This is a genomic window from Chloroflexus sp. (assembly GCF_034431535.1).
Lineage (GTDB): Bacteria > Chloroflexota > Chloroflexia > Chloroflexales > Chloroflexaceae > Chloroflexus.
On sequence record NZ_DAOUDC010000012.1, the window covers coordinates 41,468 to 64,486 of the forward strand.

General features: G+C 61.8%; 17 protein-coding genes. 5 read left to right on the forward strand and 12 right to left on the reverse strand.

Annotation, left to right across the window (positions count from 1 at the left end; genetic code table 11):
* Positions 1-12 precede the first annotated feature (12 nt).
* From U9R61_RS02435 to U9R61_RS02460, 6 genes are all read right to left on the reverse strand, one after another.
* On the reverse strand, positions 13-2,064 hold the full coding sequence (locus U9R61_RS02435; protein ID WP_322487233.1) for a hypothetical protein: 2,052 nt from the start codon (positions 2,062-2,064) through the stop codon (positions 13-15).
* A 136-nt stretch (positions 2,065-2,200) separates the two neighbouring features.
* Positions 2,201-4,333, reverse strand: a complete 2,133-nt coding sequence (locus U9R61_RS02440) for a hypothetical protein (protein WP_322487234.1) — start codon at positions 4,331-4,333, stop codon at positions 2,201-2,203.
* Positions 4,334-4,572: 239 nt separating this feature from the next.
* Positions 4,573-6,867: a glycosyltransferase family 39 protein gene (locus U9R61_RS02445; protein WP_322487235.1), complete on the reverse strand. Its 2,295-nt coding sequence runs from the start codon at positions 6,865-6,867 to the stop codon at positions 4,573-4,575.
* A 22-nt stretch (positions 6,868-6,889) separates the two neighbouring features.
* Positions 6,890-9,013: a glycosyltransferase family 39 protein gene (locus tag U9R61_RS02450; RefSeq protein WP_322487236.1), complete on the reverse strand. Its 2,124-nt coding sequence runs from the start codon at positions 9,011-9,013 to the stop codon at positions 6,890-6,892.
* Positions 9,013-10,254, reverse strand: a complete 1,242-nt coding sequence (locus U9R61_RS02455) for a glycosyltransferase (protein WP_322487237.1) — start codon at positions 10,252-10,254, stop codon at positions 9,013-9,015. Before U9R61_RS02455 ends, U9R61_RS02450 begins: the two co-directional genes overlap by 1 nt.
* Positions 10,255-10,269: 15 nt before the next feature.
* Positions 10,270-13,101: a glycosyltransferase family 39 protein gene (locus U9R61_RS02460; protein WP_322487238.1), complete on the reverse strand. Its 2,832-nt coding sequence runs from the start codon at positions 13,099-13,101 to the stop codon at positions 10,270-10,272.
* A 242-nt stretch (positions 13,102-13,343) separates the two neighbouring features.
* Here U9R61_RS02460 and U9R61_RS02465 point away from each other — a divergent pair, with 242 nt between their 5' ends.
* The 3 genes from U9R61_RS02465 (at position 13,344) to U9R61_RS02475 (ending at position 15,741) form a co-directional block, all read left to right on the forward strand.
* Positions 13,344-13,526 carry a hypothetical protein gene (locus U9R61_RS02465; RefSeq protein WP_322487239.1) on the forward strand — a complete coding sequence of 61 codons (183 nt, stop codon included), beginning with the start codon at positions 13,344-13,346 and terminating at the stop codon, positions 13,524-13,526.
* Between the two features lie 734 nt (positions 13,527-14,260).
* Complete coding sequence (locus tag U9R61_RS02470; RefSeq protein ID WP_322487240.1) at positions 14,261-14,467, forward strand: hypothetical protein; 207 nt, start codon at positions 14,261-14,263, stop codon at positions 14,465-14,467.
* A gap of 572 nt (positions 14,468-15,039) precedes the next feature.
* Positions 15,040-15,741 carry a metallophosphoesterase gene (locus tag U9R61_RS02475; RefSeq protein WP_322487241.1) on the forward strand — a complete coding sequence of 234 codons (702 nt, stop codon included), beginning with the start codon at positions 15,040-15,042 and terminating at the stop codon, positions 15,739-15,741.
* A 50-nt stretch (positions 15,742-15,791) separates the two neighbouring features.
* Here the strand turns inward: U9R61_RS02475 and U9R61_RS02480 are convergent, their stop codons facing one another.
* The 3 genes from U9R61_RS02480 to U9R61_RS02490 all read right to left on the reverse strand — a co-directional run bounded on the left by U9R61_RS02480 (position 15,792) and on the right by U9R61_RS02490 (position 17,284).
* Positions 15,792-16,082 carry a PspC domain-containing protein gene (locus U9R61_RS02480; RefSeq protein ID WP_322487242.1) on the reverse strand — a complete coding sequence of 97 codons (291 nt, stop codon included), beginning with the start codon at positions 16,080-16,082 and terminating at the stop codon, positions 15,792-15,794.
* A gap of 232 nt (positions 16,083-16,314) precedes the next feature.
* Complete coding sequence (locus U9R61_RS02485) at positions 16,315-16,689, reverse strand: hypothetical protein (RefSeq protein WP_322487243.1); 375 nt, start codon at positions 16,687-16,689, stop codon at positions 16,315-16,317.
* Between the two features lie 274 nt (positions 16,690-16,963).
* Positions 16,964-17,284, reverse strand: a complete 321-nt coding sequence (locus U9R61_RS02490; protein WP_322487244.1) for a Rieske (2Fe-2S) protein — start codon at positions 17,282-17,284, stop codon at positions 16,964-16,966.
* Positions 17,285-17,401: 117 nt separating this feature from the next.
* Between U9R61_RS02490 and U9R61_RS02495 the strand changes: the two genes are divergently transcribed.
* Positions 17,402-19,039: a GAF domain-containing sensor histidine kinase gene (locus tag U9R61_RS02495; RefSeq protein ID WP_322487245.1), complete on the forward strand. Its 1,638-nt coding sequence runs from the start codon at positions 17,402-17,404 to the stop codon at positions 19,037-19,039.
* Positions 19,040-19,124: 85 nt separating this feature from the next.
* Here U9R61_RS02495 and sucD read toward each other — a convergent pair whose 3' ends face one another.
* Both sucD and deoC read right to left on the reverse strand, forming a co-directional pair.
* Positions 19,125-20,018 carry a succinate--CoA ligase subunit alpha gene (gene sucD / locus U9R61_RS02500; protein WP_322487246.1) on the reverse strand — a complete coding sequence of 298 codons (894 nt, stop codon included), beginning with the start codon at positions 20,016-20,018 and terminating at the stop codon, positions 19,125-19,127.
* 76 nt (positions 20,019-20,094) lie between these two features.
* Positions 20,095-20,823: a deoxyribose-phosphate aldolase gene (deoC, locus tag U9R61_RS02505; protein ID WP_416208815.1), complete on the reverse strand. Its 729-nt coding sequence runs from the start codon at positions 20,821-20,823 to the stop codon at positions 20,095-20,097.
* 184 nt (positions 20,824-21,007) lie between these two features.
* Between deoC and U9R61_RS02510 the strand changes: the two genes are divergently transcribed.
* Positions 21,008-21,898: a sugar kinase gene (locus tag U9R61_RS02510; protein ID WP_322487248.1), complete on the forward strand. Its 891-nt coding sequence runs from the start codon at positions 21,008-21,010 to the stop codon at positions 21,896-21,898.
* Here U9R61_RS02510 and U9R61_RS02515 read toward each other — a convergent pair.
* Positions 21,895-23,019, reverse strand: a complete 1,125-nt coding sequence (locus U9R61_RS02515; protein ID WP_322487249.1) for an FtsW/RodA/SpoVE family cell cycle protein — start codon at positions 23,017-23,019, stop codon at positions 21,895-21,897. The genes U9R61_RS02510 and U9R61_RS02515 overlap by 4 nt on opposite strands.

A 23,019-nucleotide genomic window follows, 5' to 3' on the forward strand; every position in this document is an offset into this window, starting at 1 on the left:
CTGCCGTGCGTACTACCGCACCTCCATCGTATCCACCACCAACCCAAGCTCGCGCCCATCCGGCGCCGGCCACGGCGTAACCCGCAACTCGATGTCACGGAGTGGGGAGGTGGTCGTGGCTGGCGGCAGTTGTACAATCAGCCAACGCCATGCCACGCCGAGAGTAAACGAGTGGCACCCGCCTTCGCTACAGATATACCCCATCACCGGCGCGTCGGGCCGCAGCACCGCTAACCGCAACCGCACCACCCGCGCCATAGACGGCACCCGAATCCGCGCCACCGGCCCTGTCCAGCGCGCGCGCGCGCCAGCCAGCTCTTCAGCGGGGTAGAAGCCGCTCAGGTAACCGAAATCAAGCCCATCACCGACTTCAATCACGGTTTGCGCAACCGGTAAGGTGTCGCGCCACGCCAGATCGAGCAGGGTCTGTTCGCTGGCGTATTGCGGACGGTAGACGCGGCGAGCTTCGTCGCGTTCACCGATTTCGCGCAGCAAATCGCCGAGATAGACATACGACGGCGCATAGAGCATGTTGCTGCGGATGGCGGCCCGGTAGGCGGCAATCGCGTCGGCAGCGTCTCCCTGCGCGCGCAAGGTATGGCCCAGCGCCAGATAGCCGTCGGGGGTTGGTTGAGCCGCGAGCGCCCGCTGGTAAAAGGTAGCGGCCTGTGGCAGATTGCCGGCGGCGCGGGCCAGATCGCCGCTTAGCCGCCAGACGCTGCGCGCACCGCCTTGGATAGCGTAATCCCAGTGGTAAGCGAGCAGCGCTGAAAGACCAACTGCACCCGCCGCCACGAGCGCTGTCCCTAACGCCAGCCGGTGGCGCCGGCGCGCCAGTGCCGGCAGCGCCAGCCATGCCCGCGCCGCATACGGGATCAGCGCGCAGAAGATGAAGTGCCGGTAGCGCCCTTCGCCGTGCGTAACCAGCGATACGGCGATGAAATAGGCCAGCCACAATCCCAGCAAGACCGCTGGTACGCGCCCACGCACGGCAGCGTAGACCAAGGCTACCACACCTCCCACGGCGATTACTCCGTAGAACAGATCGTCGAAGATCAGCGCAGCGAGGAAGAGCAATGGCGGCGGATCGGCCCGGTAGTCTTCGAGCAGGAAGCGGTCTTGGATGGCCTTCACCCGCCAGATCGCCATCCAATTCGGCCACAGCTTGCGCAGCATAATCGCCGGGTCTTCGCGTAACCGCTCTAACCCGCGCGCGGTGGCGTAGGCCGCCCGTTCTGATGGGTCGGGGATAGTTTCAAGCACGCGGAAGATGGTCGCCATATCTTCACGCGGCTCGCTGAAAGCCCACAAGTTGTACGAGAGTCCGGTCTCGATCAAAATGCAACTACGGTAACTCACGCAATTGCGGATCGTCCACGGCGCGACGACGGCCAAGGCGGTGATGGCAAAGACCGAACCGATCAGCAGGGTGGCGGGACGGCGCATAAGGTTGCGCCAATGGCCAGCGGCGACGACCGCAATCCAGCCGGCAACCACCAAGGTAAAGTAGAGCGGCATGGATCGGGTGAGGAGGGCAAGGCCCCACAACCCGCCGGCGGCGACGATCCGCCAATCGAGCCAGCGCGCGCCGCGTTGCCGCCACGCCAGCAGCAGCCAGAGCGCGGCGCTACACAGGGTGGTGAAGAGGGTTTCGCTCATGTAGAGCGAGGCGAAGGTGGCATGGGTGAGCAGGATGGCCGCTGCCAGCGCCGCCAACCGGTGAACCAGCGGGTTTGCGTGATCGCCAATCGCCTGCGAGAGGCGGTAGATCAGGTAGACATTCAATACGCTGAGCGCGATATTTGGCAATGCCGCCAGCCATACGTCGCCGCCGGCCAGCCAGAGCGACCCGGCTAGCCAAAGCGGGTAGAGCGGCGCGCGCAGCCAGTGGTAGCGTTCGTAGAAGCTCCACCCCCGTCCTGCCAGCAGATCGCGGGCAACAGTCAGGTACTCGACTTCATCGTTAGCCGGCAAATGAAGTGGTTGCAGCCATAATCCGATCCGGACCAGCGCCGCCAGTGCTAAGATGCCAATTAGCCACCACGTCTCGCGTTTCATCGTCATTCGTCACCATGTTTTCCCGCGGAGGACGCAGGTTGTTTCCCGTGGAGAGCGCAGTGAGCGCAGAGGTTTGGTCAATCCTCCGCGTCCTCGGCGTCGCCTGCGGTAAAATAATTCTTCCGCGTCCTCGGCGGTATCCTCACCGCACCACTATTTGCCGCACTTGCACCCCTAGCCGGCGGCCATCAGGACTAGCCGGATCGTATTGGCGCGGCCAGAAGGTAGGGGAGCGCACAGCCACCACGACTTCGCGCGGCTGCATAACCGGCGACAGTGGCAACGCAATGGTCTGCCAATCGGGGCCAATCATAAACGGCTGCGGTTCGCCGCCGTCTACCGTGACCCAAACCCGCACCGCACTACCGTCGGGCCGCCCGCTACGCAGCTCCAGCGTGAGCGCCTGCGCCCCGGCCAGGGCCGTCACCCGCGCCTGCGCCCAACCAGTCGTCCAGCGCCAACCCGTTTCGCCCGGCAGCGGGAGGTGCATGCCACGGATAAAACCGAGATCAAGTCCATCACCCAACCGCAGCGTCGCCGGCGGCGGCGTGATCGCCCGATCCCACAGCCACGCTGCCAAATCTTCACGGGAAACGGCTTCAAATGCCGCCAGCTCAGCGCGAGCCGCCGCCAGATCGCCTTGCTGCCGCAACAAGTCGCCGCGCAGCAGGTGCGGATAGGGGTGAGCCGACAGCAGCGCAATCGCTTCGTCGAGCCATCCTATCGCGGCAGGCGCGTCGCCGGTCACGAGCGCTGCTCGCGCTAACGCCACCCGTGCCAACACCGAAGCGCGGTCGCGGGCCAGTGCCGGTTGCACCGCCGCAGCGGCTGCCGCCGGATCGCCCGCAGTCAGCGCCCGTTCTGCCTGCACCAAAGCAAGATGTTTGCCGGCTAACTGCCATGCCAGTGCCGGATAGGGTGCATGCCAGAGGGTGATCGCCAGCACCAGCAATGGCAAGAACAGCGCCGCCGGATGCGGGCGCGGCAGGGCATTCCGCAGCGCCGGCAGCCACGCGGCCCCTACCATGCCGCTGTAGGCCAACAGCACCGGGTAGAGCGGCAAGCGGTATCGTAATTCGACGTGAAAGATGAGCGTGGTGAGCACCACATACGCCACCCACGCGCCGAGCAGCCAGCGCGGGTCAGCGAACATGCGCAACAACGCGCGCCAGAAACCCTCTACCCGTGCCGGCGCGGCTTGCCAGCGCCGCGCCAACCCGTAGCTGCCGGCCAGCAGGATGAGCAACCAAACCCCATCCCCCAACCCCAACCGGGCCACGACTTCAGCCGGCGACACCCAAATCGCCCGCCGCTCCCGCATATCGTCGGTGTGTTCAAGAGCGAAGAACAGCCGCAGCTCACGGCTCATCTTGGTGATGAAACGGCCCGGATCAGCGGTGATCACCGCGATCCCGCGTTCGGTGGCGAGCCGCTGCCGCAGCAACCGGTCTTCCCCCAGCGCATAGAGCTGCGCCTTCACCGCTTCGCGCCCGGCAGGATCGTTATCGAGCCATAAGTTCTCGGCCCCGGTGGTATCGATCAGAATCACCCCACCATACATCAGCGTATTCCGCACCGTCCACGGCCCTACCACCAACGCACAACCGAGCAGCACCAGCGCCGCTTGGGTCACGCCGCGCCGCCACTGGCCGGCGGCCAGCGCACTGATCTGCCACCAACCCATAATCAACGGCAGCAGCGGCAACGCCACCGCCCGCACGAGACCCAATGCCCCCAACCCAACCCCTACCATCAACGCCCGCCACCATGGTGGCGACGGCAAGAGCGTCAGCCACAGCACAAGGCTCAAACCGGCCAAAAAGAGCGTCTCGGTCAACAGCTCGGTGGCGTTAGCGGCCAGCGTATAGTTGAGGGCAGTGAGCAGCCCAGCCAGCAACCCGGCCCAACGCGCAAACACCGGCGGCATGTGCGGCGCGCTACGCTGAGCCAATGCCTGCCCCAGCAACGCCATCAGGGGCACCGTCAACGCGCTGATCACCACCTGCACCAGCCGCAAGTTCTGCACCAACGAATCAACCACAAGGATCGCAGCCGCGAGAAAGAGCGGATAAAGCGGCGGGCGCATCAAGCGCAACTCGACGTAGCGCCGCTCTTGCAAGAGGGTGAGCGCCTGCGCCAAATATTCGGCCTCATCGCCTCCCAGCGGATACAACTCGCGCCAGCGCCAGACCAACAGGCGCAACAACAACGCCAGCGCAGTCAGCGCCGCTACCGCAAGCCACCAGCGTCGATTGTGGTGCCGGTCAATAGCCATGCCAGACCTCGGTATAACGCCAAGATGCAATCCTACACTTCCCCTGTGTCATTGCCAGCCGCCGCTCCCCCTTTGTCATTGCGCGGGGGCGCGGTAGGGGCCGAGCGGCGCTCGGCCCTCGTGCGGCGTTTTCCGTCGAAGGGGGAGATTGCTTCGGTCGGGCGGCATCCAACCGCGTTGGCCTCCACTCCCTCGCAATGACAAGGCAGAACCCACCACCCCACCCGCTAGCGCCCTCCTCACCGCACCTCAGCCCAATCGAGCTGGAACGCCAGAATCCGCACCTGCCCGACCTGTGGCCCCTGCCGGCGCACCAGATCGAGCGCATCGGGCACAAAGCCGGGACTGGTCAACGTAATCACATAATCGGCTCCCGCCGGCAAGGCCGGCAACGGCACACAGTACTCGCGCAACGAGCGGTCTGGCGTCAACGTCCCCAGCACCGTCTCGCCCAGCGCCGCTTGCACAGTTGGCGGCGGCAGATCGAGCGGCCAGTTGGCCGCCGCCCGCACGCATAACTGGCGCGGTTGGTCAGTCGCCGCCGCCGGGAAGCGCAAACGGACCGTCTCGCTCGCCCACCGCACCGTCGCACCTAGTACCGGATCAAACTCGCCAAGGTAGAAGCCGTCGATATAGCCGAGATCGTTATCATCGGCCAGATCGATCCGGTCGCCGGGCAAGCGCGGCGGGTGCAGCCAGCGCCACACCCACGCCGTCGGGTTCCAGTCATCAACCAGTGTCAAGCCCAGCCACTGGCGCGCGCCGGCCAGATCACCCATCTGGCGCAACAATTCGCCGCGCACCACCGCCGTTTGCCACGGGTAGAGCGGCTGTCCTTGCGCTAACAATTCCAACCCCTGCGCCGGCTGACCGCGCCGCGCCGCCAACAACGGCTCGGCCACCGCCCGCGTATACGCCGGCAGCGCAGGATCGGCCAGCGCCTGCGCCCACGCCGCCAGATCGTCGCGTTCGACCGCTGCTTCCAAACGCGCCGCCGCCTCATACTGCGGACGGCTCTGCCATGCGATTTGGGCCGCCGCCAGCGCCGACGGATAGGGGCCAAAGTACGATGACCAACGGGAAGGCGCGCCCGGCGCCAGCGGTTCAAGGTAGGCATACGGCGTGGCGGCGACCAACCACAAAACGAGAGCCAACAGCGCGTAAAGCCGCATTTGCCAACTTGCCAGCCATTGCCGCCAGCGCGACAGCGCCGCCAGCGCGAACATGGCCAAGGGGAAGAGGAACGGCAGCAGTGGAGTGCGAAAGCGGTTGATCGCAAACAACAGCGGCGCAGCGGCGATATTGTAGAGCAGCCATAGTCCGATCAAGCCAAGCAAGGCGCCGCTCGCAGGCTGGCGCCGCAGCATAGCCCATCCGAGCACCGCCAGCGGCAACGTGATGATGTAGAGCGTATCATCGAGCAGCAGCATCGCTAGCGTATACCAACGCGGCAACCGCCCCAACGCAAACCCTTCAGCCAGCCGTTCGGCGCCGCTGTAGTTGATTTGAAACAGATCAACCAGTTCAATCAGCGTCTTCTCGACGAACGCCCATGGCTTGACCCAGATCAAGCACCACCCTTCGGCGCTGAGTAAGCGTTGCCGTTCGGCCTGCGTGATCGCTGTCACCGGCTTCGCCAGCGCGGCGCTGAGACGCGGATCACCGGTTTGGGCGAGACACGAACCGGCGGTCAGCGCCGCTCGCGCGCCATCATCGAGGGTGGGATCGAGCAGGGCCAGCGTGAAGTTGCGCGTCGGCGCATCGCTACGCCCGCCGTCGTAGGCGGTGCGCCCGCCGAGCGCCAAATTGTACGCGCCGGTGGTGTCGATCACGATCAAGCCGCCGTAGGTGCGCGAAGCGTAGAGCGCCCACGGCCCGATCAGCGCGCCAGCGGCCAGCAAGGGTAAAAGCGCCGCAACGAACCGTTCGCGCCAGCCGCCGCTCGCCCGCCAGCCGATCCAGAGCGCGGCCAGCGGCAAGAAACCAAGCAGCAAACCACGGGTGAGCGTCGCCAGACCGAGCAATAGCCCGCCGAGCAGCACGTTCCGCCACCGCTGAGGATCGGCTAAGAGCAAGAACGCCGCCAGCAGCAGCGTGATAAACAGCGTTTCGCTGAGCAGAAACTGCGGATACATCGCCAACGGCAACGCCACCGCGCTCAGCAGCGCCGCGCCGCCAGCGACCAGCGGCGAACCTCCCAGCCGCCGGGTCAGGGCATAGACTAACCCTACATTCAGCAGGCTGAGCAACGTCTGGCTGGCGAAGATCACGGCCAAATGCCGCCCGAACAGCACGACATGCACCGCCAGAAACAGCGGATAGAGCGGCGCCCGCGTCCAGAGATAGCCAGTATGCCACGCAAAGCCGCGCCCATGGGCCAGCCAATCGGCGGCAGCCAAATACTCGGCTTCGTCGGAAATCAAACCGAGCCGCGGCAGATTGCCCCACAGCGCCAACCGCAGCGCAGCGCCGATCAAGAGGGCCAGCAGCAGCGGCCAATGTTGGATAGAGCGATTGTTATACAATGAACACACAATTTAATGATCCAAGACGGCTTTACCGTCTCCTGATAAGAATGACGCTTTCCGCTTTTGCGGCTCCTCCCCCGCCCGTACGGGCCCAGCGCTGCTCTGCCCATAGCGCTGCTCTGCCCCAGCCCAGCGCTGCTCTGCCCATAGCGCTGCTCTGCCCCTCCCCAACAACCTCAATCGTCGCCAACCACAACCTTCCAGCGCTCATCGCCCCCTCACCGCGCACCGGCAACCGCCCCTCCGGCGACGGGTCAGATGGCCGGTACCAGCCGATTAGCAGCCGGTACTCCCCCGGCGGCAGGTCGCTCGGCAAAGGTACCGTCCGGTCATCACGGGCCGGCTTGCCCGGCAGCCACGTGCTGGTCGGAAGATAGCCGGCTAACGGTTGGCCGTCATCACCGGCTACCGGCGGTTGGTCACAGTCGCGGCAGAGGTGAATAAAGAGGCTGTAGTCTTCGGGTAATGGCCGGCGCACATCCCAAAACAGGCTGAGCGGGATGTTGCCCCCGGCGCGATACACCCCCGGCCCGGCGGGAGTTGTCGCTTTGAGCGTGTACCCCAGCAACAGTAAATCGTCGCCGAACGTGGCTATCGCTGGCGTCGCCGGCTGCACCAGATCGCCGGTAATGTACGCTTCCGGAGCTTCTTGGCAGAAGAAATGCACCCCTTGGAAGCGCCAAATACCGCACGGCCACGTGCGCTGTTCGCGGCTAAAGGCCCAGAAGTTGCCGACCAAGCCATACTCGTCGCCAGGCAACGGCGGATCAACGGTGCGGGCATGGTCGGGCGCAATCAGCAGCAAGCTGCGCGTATAGCCGGCCAGCGCCACCCGCCGCTCGGCATCCCACTCGCGCTGGCTATAGTTGTTCTCGCCCGTCCAGAAGTTGGCAAAGGTGATTGGTTCCGGCGCTGGATCGGCGCTCAGCTTCGCCATGTAGTAAGCGTAGAGCGGGCGCAAGTAGCCAGGATGGATCACCACCGCATCGTCAGGATGCACCCGCCGGGCTAGTTCGGCGATAGCTTCGCGGTACTGTTCTTTGACCGGATCACCAGAAAAGAGACCGAAGCGCGGTTGGAAGAGCGCCAAACCGCTGGTGATCAGCGCACCGGCGAGCGCAAGAGCGCCCAACCCCCACCAAAACCCAACACCCGGCCCAACCTTGCGCGGCGCTGTCCCTATCGCCAACACCACTACCCACACCGGAAAGATGATCATCAGGTAGCGCGCTTCGTAGAGGAGGGTAAAGAACAATTGCAACCCAAAGAGCGCCAGCGGCACGCTGCCCATGATCCCGATCACTAGCGCCGTCGAGCGCGGCGCGGCGCGCAGGTTGTTCAGTCCTAACCCTACCAGCAACAGCCACGGCCCTAACCACCACCACGGCAGATCGCCCGGCCAACGATCGAGGCTAAACCGGGTAAAGGTCAACCACAGTGCCCGCAGCGGATCCGCCGCAATCGATGCCCCACTAGCGGCGCGGTCGCTGCCGATCCCGGCGGCCATCGCCGCAATCATGCCCACGCCAACCAGCAGCAAGCCAGCCGCGATCGGCCATGCGTAGCGGCGCGGACGGCTAAACAACCATATCAGCGCTGCGCTCAACGCCAGCAACGCTGTCAGCCGGTGGATGAAGAAGGCAACGATCGCCAGCCCGATCAGCCACCCCCAATCTGCCGGTCGATCGCGCTGCGCGGCGCGCAACGCCAGCCAGAGCAGTGCAGCGCTGACGAGCAACACCAGCGCGTAGACCTTGGCTTCTTGCGCATACCAGAGGGCAAACGGTGATAACAAGCCGATCAGCGCCGCCGCTACCGTAACGATCGTTCGTTGCTGTTCAGTGGGTGCGGCTGCCCGTGCCGCCAACGCCAGCACCGGCACACTGAGCGCGCCGGCCAACGCCGAGGGCAACCGCAACGCCCACTCGCTCGCGCCGGCCAGCCCGATCCACTCCTTCAGCAGCAGATGGTAGAGCGGATAGGCTGCATTGGGCAGTGCTAGATCAAGCGCCAACACTGGCCATGGCTGCATCGCCATCGCCCAACTGTTGCCCTCATCGAGCCAAAGACTCTGCGCATCGAGCCGGTAGAGACGCAGGCCCAGCGCGGCGAGACCAATCACCACCCAGAACGCAACCCAACGGCGGTTCATCACCCTCCCTCACCGCGCAGCGCGGCAGCAAAGGCAGCTTCGTAACGCGCCGCAGTCTTCTCCCACGTCAATTCGATGACAATCCGCCGGCGAGCCGCTTCCCCCAACCGCACGGCCAACTCCCGGTCGGCGATCAAGCGGCCAATCGCCGCCGCCAGCGCCCCTGCATCGCGCTCCGGCACGATCAACCCATGGACACCATCGTCGATCACATCCGGCACGCCGGCCACTCGCGCCGCCACAATCGGACGCGCCGCTCCCATCGCTTCCAGCAACACGTTGGGCAGACCATCAACGCCATCGCGCACGATCGGCAACGCAAAGACATCCGCCGCCGCCATCGCCATCGCGGTGCGTTCACGGTCAAGCTGGCCGGTAAACAACACCGCCGGAGCGATGCCTAACCGCGCTGCCTGCGCTTCCAGCGCCGGACGCAGATCGCCGTAGCCGACAATCACCAGCCGCGCGGTGGGATGCATCCGCAACACTGCCGGCCACGCATCAAGCACGACGCTAAACCCTTTTTTGGCTACCAGCCGGCCCAAACCTAACACCAGCGGCGCATCAGCCGGAATGCCCCATTCGGCCCGAAACTGTCGCGCTGCCGCCGGATCAGGCCGGAACTGGGCCGGATTGACCCCGTAGGGAATAACAAAGGTGCGGGCCGGATTGGCGCCCAAGCGCACACCCCGCATACTCAGATCGGCGCTGCACGCCGTCACCACCGCCGCGCGCCGGAAGACAAAGCCGGCTAACGTTCCCATGAATCGCTGCGTCTCGGCCAGATATATATCACTGCCGTGCAAGCTGACCACCAGCGGCAGCCGCGCCGCTAACGCCGCCAACGCCGCCGGTGGGCCATTGGGCAACACCCAGTGCGCTTGCACCAAATCGAACGGGCGTCCAGCGGCGCGCGCTTGTTGCAATTCGCGCTGCAACGCCAGCCACGAGGCTGGCAACGCAAATGGCGCCGCCAGCCATGCCCGCTCGCGCACCTGCGTGTCGCTCTGCAACGACTGCGCATAGCCCCAGATATTCAACGCCGGGTGGGGCGCATAGCGAAAAAAGCGCAGCTCGATCCCGCGTTCACGGGGTTGGCGGCGCAGGTCGGGATGCCACGGCGCGACCAGCGTCACGTGGTGGCCACGCGCAGCGATGCCCGCCGCAATCTCTTCGATGAAAGGTGCGGTCGTCTCGCGAGGATATTTAGGCAATGACGAAGCCAGCATTAAGATGCGCATGGTGAGCTTATTCCATTACGAATCGGGAATGCGATAGATAAAGGCGCGAAAATCCGTCGTCGGGCTAGCATACAGCAACTCAAAGCCGTCAATCACCATGCCGGGTTGGTTAGAGTGATCCATCAGCGGTGTCAACAACCGGCCCACGTCGCCTTTCACTCGCATCTGATTCTCTAACACCAAATATTTCGCTCCGTAATAGCGGGCAATCTCTAGTAATAACGCGCGATCAGCCGTGTTCGGGATCATCACCGCTGGCCGCTCAGTATGCCAATTCACCTGCCACGGTAAGCGGGTCATAATCACCGTGTCCGGCGGCGTGTTGGCCTGTAGCCATTCATAAGCCGCTAAATCCTGCTGCCAGATGCGCGGTTCGTTGCGCACTTTGTCCTCGATGTCGGCTTGCGAGCCGGCAACAATCGTCACGATCGCTGCCACCGCCAACACCAATCCCAATGGCGCCCAGCGCCGGTCGCCGATCGCGGCTAGCTTATCATAACCGGCCCAAATCATCCATGCCGCCAGCAGCGCCAGCCACGGGATGATCATCACCCAATACCGTTCTTCGTTGGTGCGCCAATAGGTAAGCATGAAGATGATATACGGCGTGTAGGCAAACACCATGAGACTCAGCCAGCGCCGCCGGTACGCTGCCACGGCCAAGACACCGGCCAGCGCCAGCCATGCACCCAGCGGGGTGAGAATGTTCTTGCGCGCGTCGTGGCTAAACAGCGCCGCCAGCGGTTCAGGAGCTCCCGCCCATGCCGGCATAAGATAGGCCCGCAACTCACGCACCTGCGTCTCGAATTTGGTCTGGGTCGCGTCAAACCCCCAGCGCATGATCCAACTGCGATCGGGCAAACCCGGCCCGCCCCACTCTGGCGTAAAGACGCGGTAGATTTCCGACCACGCATCGCCGCTGACACCGCGGTAGTCAAGCACCCATGCATCGTAGCTTTCGGTACTGTAGACCGGTTTTCCGAATAGGATCATGTTGCGGGCGAGGTACGGCGAAAGAACAAGCAGCGCTACCGCCGACCAGACCACCACCGGCGCCAACCCTTCGCGCAGCCGCTGCCAGCGTTGCTGCCAGTCAATCGCCGTGCGCAGCTCGTTGGCGATCAGCGACAGTTGCCAGAGACCCATGCCGAGCGCGAACATCGCTCCGCTCGGCTTTTGCAGCATCATCAACCCGGTGCAGACGGCTGAAATCAGCAGCCAGCGCCACCGCCACGCCGGATCGGTCTGGCTGCGCAGCAAGGCCGCGATTACGGCCATACTGAACACCACAAAACCCAGATCGTTGGTGACATAGATCGACAGCCGGAAGAAGAGATAGTTGGTCAACACAAGGATGACCGCCGTCACCCCGACCCGTCGATCCCAGAGCCAGCTCCCAACCGCGTAAATGAGTCCCGCCAAGATAATATCGAAAATAAAATTGGGTATCTTCGCCGCCCACGCCGTCGGGCCGAACAGAGCAAAGAAGGGTGCAATCCAGACCGGCTGCAACAGCGGCCACGTCTCTTGCGGGCGGGTGAGGCTCTCGTAGCGATAGTAAAACTGGCTAATGTAATCAACTACCCAACCCCGCCCGCGCGCGAGATTGCGCGCGACGATCGCATTATCGCTATAATCGGCGTGGCCCACGTAGGGTAACGTCGCGGCGACAACCGCTTCAAAACCTAGCCAGATCAGCGCAAACGTCCCTAACACGATCCACGCGCCGCGCCGCGCCGCAAACCAATCGACGATCGCATCGCTCAGGCGCGGCAACCCGGCCCGGCCATAGTTCAACCCCAACGCCGCCAACGCTGTCCCTAGCAAAGCCAGCAAGAGCGAATCGGGAAAGGTCTGCCAGAACAGCCGCACCCCAGCCGCTGTCGCCCAATTGATGGCGTGCAACAGCACATACCCAAAACAGAGCAACGCTACCGCGACCAAGCCATAACCGAGCGCGCGGCCTTGGTTGTAGCGCCGCACGAGCATCTGGATCAGCGCCAGCAACGGTTGGCGATAGGCGATCACCAGCAACACCAGCAAGCCCGTCATCGCCACACTCAAGATCGCCGCCATCCAAATCCGGGCCACTGCCAAACCAATCGCCGCCACACCGATCCCCACCGCCGTGCCGCCGTACACTAGCGCCGGACTTAGCCGCAACCGCGCCAACAAGATGTAGAGCAGCACCGCATTCCAACCGAGCAAGGCCACTGCCGGCCATGCCGGCGGCAAGAGCGGGGCCGGTTCGCTCGCCGGTTCGATCCGCACCTCGGCCAGCCGCACCCCCTTTTGGCGCGGATCGCGGCTATCGGCCAGCGTCGCCGAGGTTTGCAGCGTGATAGTCAGATCGCCATGCTGGTGGGCAATCCCCGGTACGGCAAAGGAATATTCAGCCCATGCGCTGGTTGGGGTAAACTCGCCGACGACCGAATTGTCAATCGCAACCGTCACCACCGGTTGCGCGCCAGCCTCTGCCGGCCAGCCTTGCGCCACCAACGTCACCTGTAACGGCGAGCCAGCACCAACATTCGGCAGCACCACCACGGCCCGCTCGCGCGTCCACCGCGAGCGCGTCGTCGGCGAATCAGGCGTCAGTTCATCGGCAAACAACTCGCCGCGCTGCACCGGTTCAGCGCCCAACCCCGGACTAACCCCAACAAAGAGCCGGTCCCCGGGCCAGCCGATCGCGACCTGGCCTTGCGGCGGCGCTTGATACGCCATCGCCCCGGCCAGCAAGGCCAGCGCCAAGATCAACAATAACGCGCGCACCGTGGCCCGGACATCCGTCCCACTCGCGGTCACGCGCAAATACTCGGCTCTGGTCGAACGATCGCTAACAGCCATGACACTCCTACCCGTGCAGTCCAATGCCGACGGCCATTATACCGCCAATCGGGCTGAACTAAGGCTTATAGCGGGCTGATAATCGCTTGAGGTGCAACACTACCGCTTTTGGCCTATGGAGTGCGGCAGTTGCACTGCCGCACCTGAACAGGAATATTTTGTTAATGCGTTGATATGGCAATACGACGATAGAAACGCCGGTGCGAGTGCTACAATAAAAACTACTTGCATAGGAGGCGGTTATGAACGACCAAAACACCTCGTCATCCTCCGCCAGTACCATCACGCTAGACGCAACCGAGCGGAAGCATCTGAGCCACATCGCCCATCTTGCCGCCTATCGGGCATTGCAACGTTGCGCTGCTGCCACTGTCCAGCAAATTGACAAGCTCGGTAGTAAAAAACCACCAGATTATTCTGGTTAATCGCTTGGTTGATGAGCGGGAATGAGCTGATTTTATCGTTAAGCCAGACCTTATTAGAAGAATTGCAGGCTCAGTTGACCCCACCAAGCGATGCAGCGCAGGGCACAAAAGATAGCAGAGAACGCAGGGACGAGGCTGCAATGGCCTTGATCTCGCCTGCCGTGAACAACTTAAGTTATTGCTCGATACAATCACTGGCTTAACAAACAGTGTAACCACGCTGATGTCGCTCTTCCGCACCGACTACACGCTCTACTCGATCTCAACCTCGATCGACGCCGATACAGTTCGCGCCGTGTTTGCCCACCATCTGACAACTATTGGCAAGTCTATACCTTCCCGCCAAGCGAATCAGCGACTGCCGAAGCTCCCGGTTCGGTTGCTCAGTTGCTCAAAGAGCTAGCGCCTAAACTATTTACCCTTGTCCAGAAACCGGATCAATTGGCAAAACTTAATACGCGCGGTCTTGAAATTCTTTCCTTCCTCGCTAGCGATCTTCATACCTTCCTGTTTGGAGCGCAACCAATCGCTCCACCTCCACATCCACCTCAACCGCAGTCACAACGTCCGAAGGTTCCAATCAGAGCACCGCGACAACGGTCGTAAAGCGAACCGCAACCTCTGAATCGTTCCTCAGCCGTGCGTTGCTGGCCGACCGATTATTACAGGCCAAATCAGGGACAACATACCGTTTCTACGAACTCGCTGCACGGGTAATGCAAGTTGGCAGCGATATGATTGCCCGCGGAAATCTCTTCTCGGCGGGTCGCTTGATCTTCATTGGCGGTTGCACGCTTGAATATGTACTAGCGATGCCAGATGGCGAGATTGTCGCGGCAAACCTTGTCCAGAGTTCCGAGCAGATCACGCTGAATCTAGGCTTGAATGCCGGTTGGGATGACAGCAAGATCTCGTTCAAGAATCTCTCGGAAGCAAAGTAATACAAGAGGTTGCAAACAGCTTGATGTCAACTCCCTGAGCAACAAGCGCCCGCTCTAGCCTGCACAGCGCACTGTGACAGCATAGCCCGGCCCTTCACGCCGGAGCAGGGATAGTCCCAAAAAGCACCCGCCCCCCCTATTGTCATTGCGCGCCGCCACGGTAGGGGCCGTGCGATGCTCGGTCCGCGCGCAGCGACGCACTCCCCGCGAGCGCGGGAGCAAGCCGCTCAGGGGCCTGTTTCCGCTGAAGCGGGAGATTGCTGCGGTCGTGCGGCATCCAGCTCCGCTGGACGCCGCCACTCCCTCGCAATGACATCGGGCACGCCCCTCGCCCCCCATTGTCATTGCGCGCCGCCGCGGTAGGGGCCGCGCGATGCTCGGCCCATCGCGATGCAAAGTAATCTCCCGTGCGGGCCAACCCACACCGCGGGCTTTGTCACCCTCACCCCACCCTTCACACCGGGGCAGGGATAGCCACAAAAGGCGCAACCATCGTTTTGTGCCTTTTGCGTCTCTTCGTGGCTATTCTTGCCAGTTGCATTGGGCCGCCATGCCTGTTATTATCAGACGCTATGATCTGGACAATTTCTGACCTCCATTTTTCGTTCGCTCGTCCCAAGCCGATGGACATCTTCGGTCCCGGTTGGAAAGATCATCCCGATCGCATTGCCGAGGCATGGCGCGACCGGGTAGCGCCCAACGACTGGGTCTTAATTGCTGGCGATATTTCGTGGGCAATGAAACTGCAAGACGCGCTGATCGATTTGCAATGGATCGATGCCTTGCCCGGCACAAAGGTGCTGATTCGCGGCAATCACGACTATTGGTGCCCGCGCAGCGTCAATTCGATCCGCCGCCACTTGCCGCCGAGCTTGCGCCTGATTGGCGCCGATGCGCTCGACATCGGCGAGGCAGTGGTTTGCGGCACCCGCGGCTGGATTACGCCGGAAACTCCCGGCTTTGCGGAGAAGGATCTGCCGATTTACCAGCGCGAGCTGGGGTTGCTGGATCGAGCGCTGAAAGCGGGTCGCGCCTTAGCAGTCGGCAAACCGTTGATTGTGATGATCCACTTCCCGCCGTTCGTCAATCGCCAGCCGACCGAGTTTGCCCGTATGATTGCCGCCAGCGACGCAACGGCATGCATCTACGGCCATCTCCACCGCCGGTACGACTGGGATAACGCTGTGCAAGGGCAGGTTGATGGGGTGTATTATCAATTGACCGCCTGCGACTATTTGGGGTTTGGGCCGGTGGCCGTGCGGGGATTCATGTAAAGACGGACGGCCATGCGTCTCAGAGACGAACAGCCGTCCGTCTGTCCATGTCACCGGCGGAATATATCCTGAATATCGCCGATGATCCGCTCGACGATGGCCCGCATCTCACCCACCGCCACGTCGAGGTTATTGTCGGTTGGCGCGGCATCCTCGTTCGGCATTAGCAACCACAACACGATATAAAGCACCACGCCGATCCCGTTGAAAAAGCTCACCACCACGAAGCCAAGCCGCACAAAGATCGGATCGATCCCGAAATAGTTGGCTAATCCGCCGGCAACGCCAGCCACCATCCGGCCCATGCGCGCTCGCAACAGACGGTTGGTTTGCGTGTTCATATCTCCTCCTCACACACCGCACGTATCCCTGTGTATCTGACGATAGCCGTCGCGTGCCGGTTGCGTTTTATCAGGCACCATGATGCCGCCGCAAGTGTTCTTTCAGATGCAATATCCCCCTTCTCCCATTTGTGGGAGAAGGGGGAGCAGGGTTGTTACACCTATGCTGACGTGACGATCAATTCCTGCACGGCGTCACGTTGCGCCAGTTGAACACCGTGTCGTTGACGGTCTAAACGCCGCTCGCGCCGTAGGTCAGCGTCAATTGACGGTTAGCCAGCTCTTCGCAAGCCGCCCCTTTCTCAACGGAGTCCCGCGAGCCGAGGGTGTACTTGTACTCAAGCTGCGTGCCGTCGCGCCCAGTGGAGGTGTTCGTCCATTGGATCGGGCTGACCTGCGTCATCACCACCCCACCCGGATTCCACTGCGGCAACCCGCCGTCGAGTCGGTCGAGGAAGCCGGCAATGTAGACGCTGCACCCCACTGCACTGGCGACCGGCGTTGGTACGATGACGTTCATCACCAGTGTGACGGTGCGCAGTTCAGCGGTGACCGTCACCGGCGCGCTGAAGGCCGAGCGGTTGAACAATTCGTCGAGCGCGCGCACGGCGTAGCTGTGGCAGTCTTTGCCCTCATTGTGCCTCTAACACAGCAGCAGTGTCATTGCTGTGACCGCACATGGGTGCAACGGGACTGGGAAAAGCGTAGTTTAGTCTTTGTTTTGCAATGATAAGAGATGGACGCCAAGATCGCCCCTCGCAGAAGCGAGAAGTCAAACGATAACGGTAACATCTTGTTTCACTAAATACTATATTTTGTCGTATTTTACTCAAGATTAAAGATCGATTACAATATTGGTATATCAAAAAGAATGGGATTCGTTACACCTCCGGCCAATCAATGACGACAAAGACCTCGTCGTCGATCACCTCGACCGGATAGGTGGCGATCCGTAAGCCTACCGGCGGCACGATGCTCTTGCCAGTACGCACATCGTAAGTCCAGCCATGCCACGGACAGGTGACTGTGTGTTCGATTAAGATCCCTGCCGAAAGCGGCCCGCCCTCGTGCCGGCAACTATCACTGAAAGCGTAAATCGTGCCGGCAACATTCGCCAGCCCAATCGGCAGACCATCAATCTCGGCGTAGCGCATCCGTCCTGGGGGTAGTTCACTGCGATGACAAATTTTGAACCGTTCCATAACCGTTATTCCATTGACAGCACTATCATCGATCCATTACAGTACAGGCAATATACAATGATAAACGTCCTCACCCTATTGCGTTTAACGCCTGTTGCCACAGATCGAGGTGATCGTATGCCGCCGCTCGCGATTAATCAGCGCCAACTGGAAACGCTTAGCCAATTGCTTATTGCCGGCGGCCACCACGAAGTGGCCGATCTCTTACAGGCGTCGCTTGAGCGTTTGATTGCTTTCTGGCCAGCCCAAGCCGGTGCGCTGCTCTACATCTCTCCCTACGGCGAAACCACCAAAGTCACCCGCGGCCAGCTCGACGCCGAGACGCTCTCGCTGATCGAGCAGGCTCGTGACGGATTCACCCGACGCGATGATAGCGGCGAACCAATTGTCGGTTCATATTCGATCGACGACAGCCGCGATCTAATCGAGTTGCCATTGCAAAGCGGCGGGCAAGGGGTTGGCCTGCTCCATCTGGTCGTGAGCCGCGTCAACCAGCAATCGAGCAACACGCCGCCGCTTGATGAAGAGCTGCTCGTGCTCTTGGTGCGCGCCATTGGCGGTGAAGCCGATAAGCTCGCGATGCTGCGCCGCGCCGAGCGCGATCTGCGCGAACTCCATTTGCTCTACGAAATCGGCCAGTCGCTGGCAGTCAATCTCGATCTCACCAGCCTGCTCAATGATATCAAATTGCGCGCGCCGAAGGTGGTTGGCGCCGAACGCTGTTCGATCTTTATCCTTGACGAAGATACCCACGAGCTGGTGTTAGAAATTCCCGGCGAGCAACGCCAGTACCGGATGCCTGCCGACCGCGGCATTGCTGGCTGGGTTGTTACCCACGGCGTGGGCCAGATCGTCAACGATGTCGAGCACGATCCGCGTTGGTACGATGCGATCAGCCGCGAAGCCGATTTTGTCACCCGTTCGATCGTCTGTGTGCCGATGCGGGTGAAGGATCGGGTCATTGGCGCGATGCAGTTGCTCAATAAGGCCAATGGTCAGCCGTTCACCGAGCAAGATATGCAATTGCTGACAACGCTGGCGGCGCAGGCAGCGATCGCGATCGAGAATGCTCGCCTCTATCAGCGCCTGAAGGAAGAGCGCGACCGGCTATTGCAGAAAGAGGCCGAGGTGCGCTCAGCCATTGCCCGCGATCTGCACGATGGTCCTACCCAAAGCGTTGCCGCCATCGCCATGAATATCGAGTTTATCAAGCGCCTGTTTAAGGCAATGCCTGAACGGGTGCCAGCCGAACTCGATACACTGGCCGAACTCGTGCAAAAGACGACGCATGATATCCGTACCCTGCTCTTCGAGTTGCGCCCGCTTGGCCTTGAGACGCAAGGTTTGCTAGTCACGCTGCAACAATACGTTGATCGCTGGCGCGATCCCTCTGGCAATGACACCAAGCTGCGCCTCGAAGCGCCATCACAAGTGCCGCGGCTCCCGCCTGAAATCGAAGCCGCTGTCTTTATCATCATCCAAGAGGCAGTCAATAATGCCCGCAAGCATGCCCAGAGCGATCTGATTACGATTTACCTCTACGTCGAGGAAGATCACTTTGTTGCAAGTGTGCGCGACCGTGGGCGCGGGTTTAATGTCGCCGCCGTTGAGAGCGGTTATGCCAACCGCGGCAGTCTTGGTTTGCTCAATATGAAAGAACGGGCGCGCCTGATTGGGGCCGATCTGCGCATCCGCAGCGAAATCGGGCAGGGGACAACGGTTGAGCTGCGGATCCCCTTGAATCAATCACGGTAATCGAGAGGGGCGGATTGGAGGCCGCCCCTCTGATACAGTAAGGGCGGGTTTGAAACCCGCCCTTACCAGCCGCCCTTACCGTGCCTCATCCCAACGCCGCGCGAGCGGCCAATGCCTCTTTCACCAATCCGGCAATGTCAGTCGGCATCCGGGCCACCCGTACCCCAACGCTCTCCAGCGCAGCGATCTTCTCTTGCGCAGTGCCTTCGCCGCCACTGATGATTGCGCCGGCGTGACCCATACGCTTGCCAGGAGGCGCCGTCTGGCCAGCAATGAAACCGACGACCGGCTTGGTCACATGCGCTTTGATATACGCTGCCGCCTCTTGCTCGGCAGTCCCGCCGATCTCACCGATCAACACAATCGCTTCCGTCTGCGGATCGGCCTCAAACATCGCCAGCACGTCAATGAAGTTGGTGCCGATTATCGGGTCGCCACCAATGCCGACGATCGTGCTCTGGCCGATGCCAATCCGGGTGAGGGCATCCACCGCTTCGTAGGTCAACGTGCCTGACTTGCTCACAATCCCCACCGGGCCGGGCATCGCGATATTGCCGGGAATGATGCCGACTTTGGCCGCTCCCGGCGTCAGCAGACCGGGACAGTTCGGCCCGATCAGCCGCACGCCGCACTCTTGCACAAAGGCGTAGGTGCTGACCATATCAAGCGCCGGGATGCCTTCGGTAATGCACACGATCAAGGAAATGCCGGCAGCCGCCGACTCACGGATCGCATCAGGTGCAAACGGCGCCGGCACATAAATCACCGCTGTGTTCGCACCCGTCGCCGCCACTGCTTCCGACACCGTATTGAACACCGGCACCCGCCCATCGATCGCTGTCTGGCCGCCACGCCCCGGCACCACGCCAGCCACAACATTCGTGCCATAGTCGAGCATCTGGCGGGTATGAAACTCTCCTTCTTTACCGGTAATGCCTTGCACCAATAATCGGGTATTGGCATCGATCAGGATGCTCACGCGCGCCTCCTTGTGCTTTTGCGTATCTATCGCGATTGACCAGTGATGATCTTGTTCCGTTTCCCTCGCAGCTTGGCTAATACCCATCACTACTTGGCCGCTCCGGCGCAGCGCCTTCCGCTTCTTGCACAATCGTTACCCCCGCCGAGGTGCCAATGCGGGTTGCGCCAGCGGCGATCAGCGCTTGCGCTGCCGCCAACGAGCGCACGCCGCCCGATGCCTTGACCCCGATCGCCGGCCCAACCGCCGCGCGCATCAGGGCAATATCAGCCACAGTCGCCCCACCCGGACCGAAACCGGTGCTAGTCTTGACGAAATCGGCCCCGGCCCGCACTGCCAGCAGACACGCCATCACCTTTTCCACATCGGTGAGCAGACCGGTTTCAAGGATGACTTTCACCAGCACGCCACTGGCATGAGCAGCATCGGTCACGGCCCGAATGTCGTCAGCAACGGCATAGTATTCGCGCCCACGCAGCGCGCCCACCGCTAGCACCATATCGACTTCGCGCGCGCCGTGCCCAATGGCCTGCACCGTCTCAAACACTTTGACCTTCGTGGTTGTTGCGCCGAGGGGAAAGCCAATCACCGTACAAACCCGCACCGGCGACCCGACCAGCGCGTGCGCGCATCGCTCGACGTAGCGTGGATTCACGCAAACGCTAGCGAAGCGATAACGTTCGGCTTCGTTGCACAGTCGATCAATCTGATCAGACGTCGCTTCGGGTTTCAACAGCGTGTGATCAATGTAGCTTGCAATCGGCGTATCTGAAGCAGGCGACGACGGCGGGTTCGGCAGTTGCATCCCGGTCGGCAACCCGACCAACGCTTCCATCTGCGCGCGCACCTGCGCAATCAGGTCTTCCACGACAACGCTCCTCTTGACGGCTGGCGCACTGATCTGGCATCATTCACCTTGCTATTGTAGCACAGGAAAGCAAGTCATTCGCTGAATGGCAATGATAGGCAATACCGCCTTAGGAGTTAACATGCCGCAATTTGATGTGATTGGGGTCGGGATCGCCAGTTGGGATCTGATAGGCGTAGCGGCCACGCCACCGGTTTTGGGCCAGAAACAACCTCTCGCTGGGCGCACCGAGATGGGTGGCGGCCCAGTAGCGACGGCACTGGCTACGCTGGCCCGGCTAGGGGCCAAGGTGGCGCTAGTGAGCGCCGTTGGCAACGATCACTACGGCGACGCGATTCGGGCCGAACTCGCGCATTTCGGCATCAATACCTCGTTCATGGTCACCCGCCCCGGTTCATCACACGTGTCGTTCGTACTGGCCGAGCCGGGCAGCGACCGCCGCACGGTCTGGTGGTACAACGAACTAGCCGGCCTTGCCGACCTTGTCTTCCCCCCAGAACTCGCCTCCCAAACCCGCGCCTTGCTGATTGACAGCCACTTGCCGGCGGCATTATCCGCCGCGCAACAGGTGCGCGCTGCCGGCGGGCGCATTATGATCGACGCCGAACGGGTCAAGCCGGCGGTGATGGAATTGCTGCCGCTCTGCGATGATATCGTCGTGTCGGCCAATTTTGCCCGCGCTGTGACCGGCCTCTCTGATCTGGCCGCTGCGACACAGTCCTTGCACGACCGTTACCGGTGCCTGATTGTCGTCACTGCCGGCGAGGCAGGAAGCTGGGCTTGCGACGGCGGTGACATGATTTACACCCCCGCCTTTCCCACCCAACCGGTCGACACGACCGGCTGCGGCGATGTTTTTCACGGCGCACTGCTCTTCGCCCTTTTGCGCGGCGATCCGCTGCCGGCAGCGTTGCGCTTCGCCAGCGCCGCCGCTGCGCTCAAGACCCGTGGCCTTGGCGGGCGGAACGCCTTGCCAACGTTGGCCGACATCGAGGCGTTATTAGCGTCTTAGAAGGTGATTTGCCGGTGACGCAACTGCACGCTTTGCAGCAACCCGATCCCGGCGAGGGTCATGACCATAAAGCTGCCGCCAGCCGACACAAACGGCAGCGGCAAACCAGTGACCGGCAACAAACTCATGTTCATGCCAAGATTGATCACTGTATGGCTGAAGAGCATGCCAAAAATGCCGAGCGCAATCATCCGGCCAAACTGATCGCGCGCTTTGCTGGCAACTGTTAACGTCTGCCAGAGCAAGATGGCTAAGAAGATGATTAAGACGATCCCGCCGATGAAGCCTAACTCTTCGCCGATCACCGCAAAGATGAAGTCGGTATGCTGCACCGGCACATAATTGCCCTGACTAAACAGGCCGCGGGTCAAACCGGCGCCGGTCAGACCGCCGGAGCTAATCGCATTGAGCGATTGGATCACGTTGTACGCCGCGTTGAAATCAACCACCGCCGGGTTGGTCAACAAGTAATAAAAGGTGCTGAGGCGCACTTGCTGGTAGGTGTCGAGCACATAGTGCCACGCCACCCAGCCGAGCGGCGCCGCCATAATGAATAAGAGCATGAGTTGGCTAGGTCGCATCCCGGCGCCCCACGCCATCACCAACCAGACGCTGGCCATGACCAACGCTGTACCGAGGTCAGGCTGGACAAAGACCAACGCCATCGGCACTGCGGCAATCAACAAGCTGCCCAATTGCGCCAGCCAACTCCCGCCGCGATCGGCGTAGCGTTGCCAATATGCCGCCAGCGCCAATATCAACACCAATTTGCTCAATTCAGAGGGCTGGAAGGTGCGCTCGCCGATCGCAATCCAACTGCGCGCTCCCTCGCTCACCCGGCCAATGACCAACACTGCGGTGAGCAAGAGCACCATACCAACGTACAGAGGGCGCGCCAGACTGGAAAGCAGGCGATAGTCGAATAACATCATCATACCCATCACCACCAGCCCGACAGCGATGTAAACGAGTTGGCGATCAAAGACCGGGCGCAGCGGCAAGCCATTGCCTGCGACCGCATTGAGCGTAGCGCTGTGCAAGGCCATCCCGCCGATAACAAGCAAAACCGCCACACTGCCGACAATAGCCCAATCGAGATCGCGCCAGCGCCGTGTTTCCAC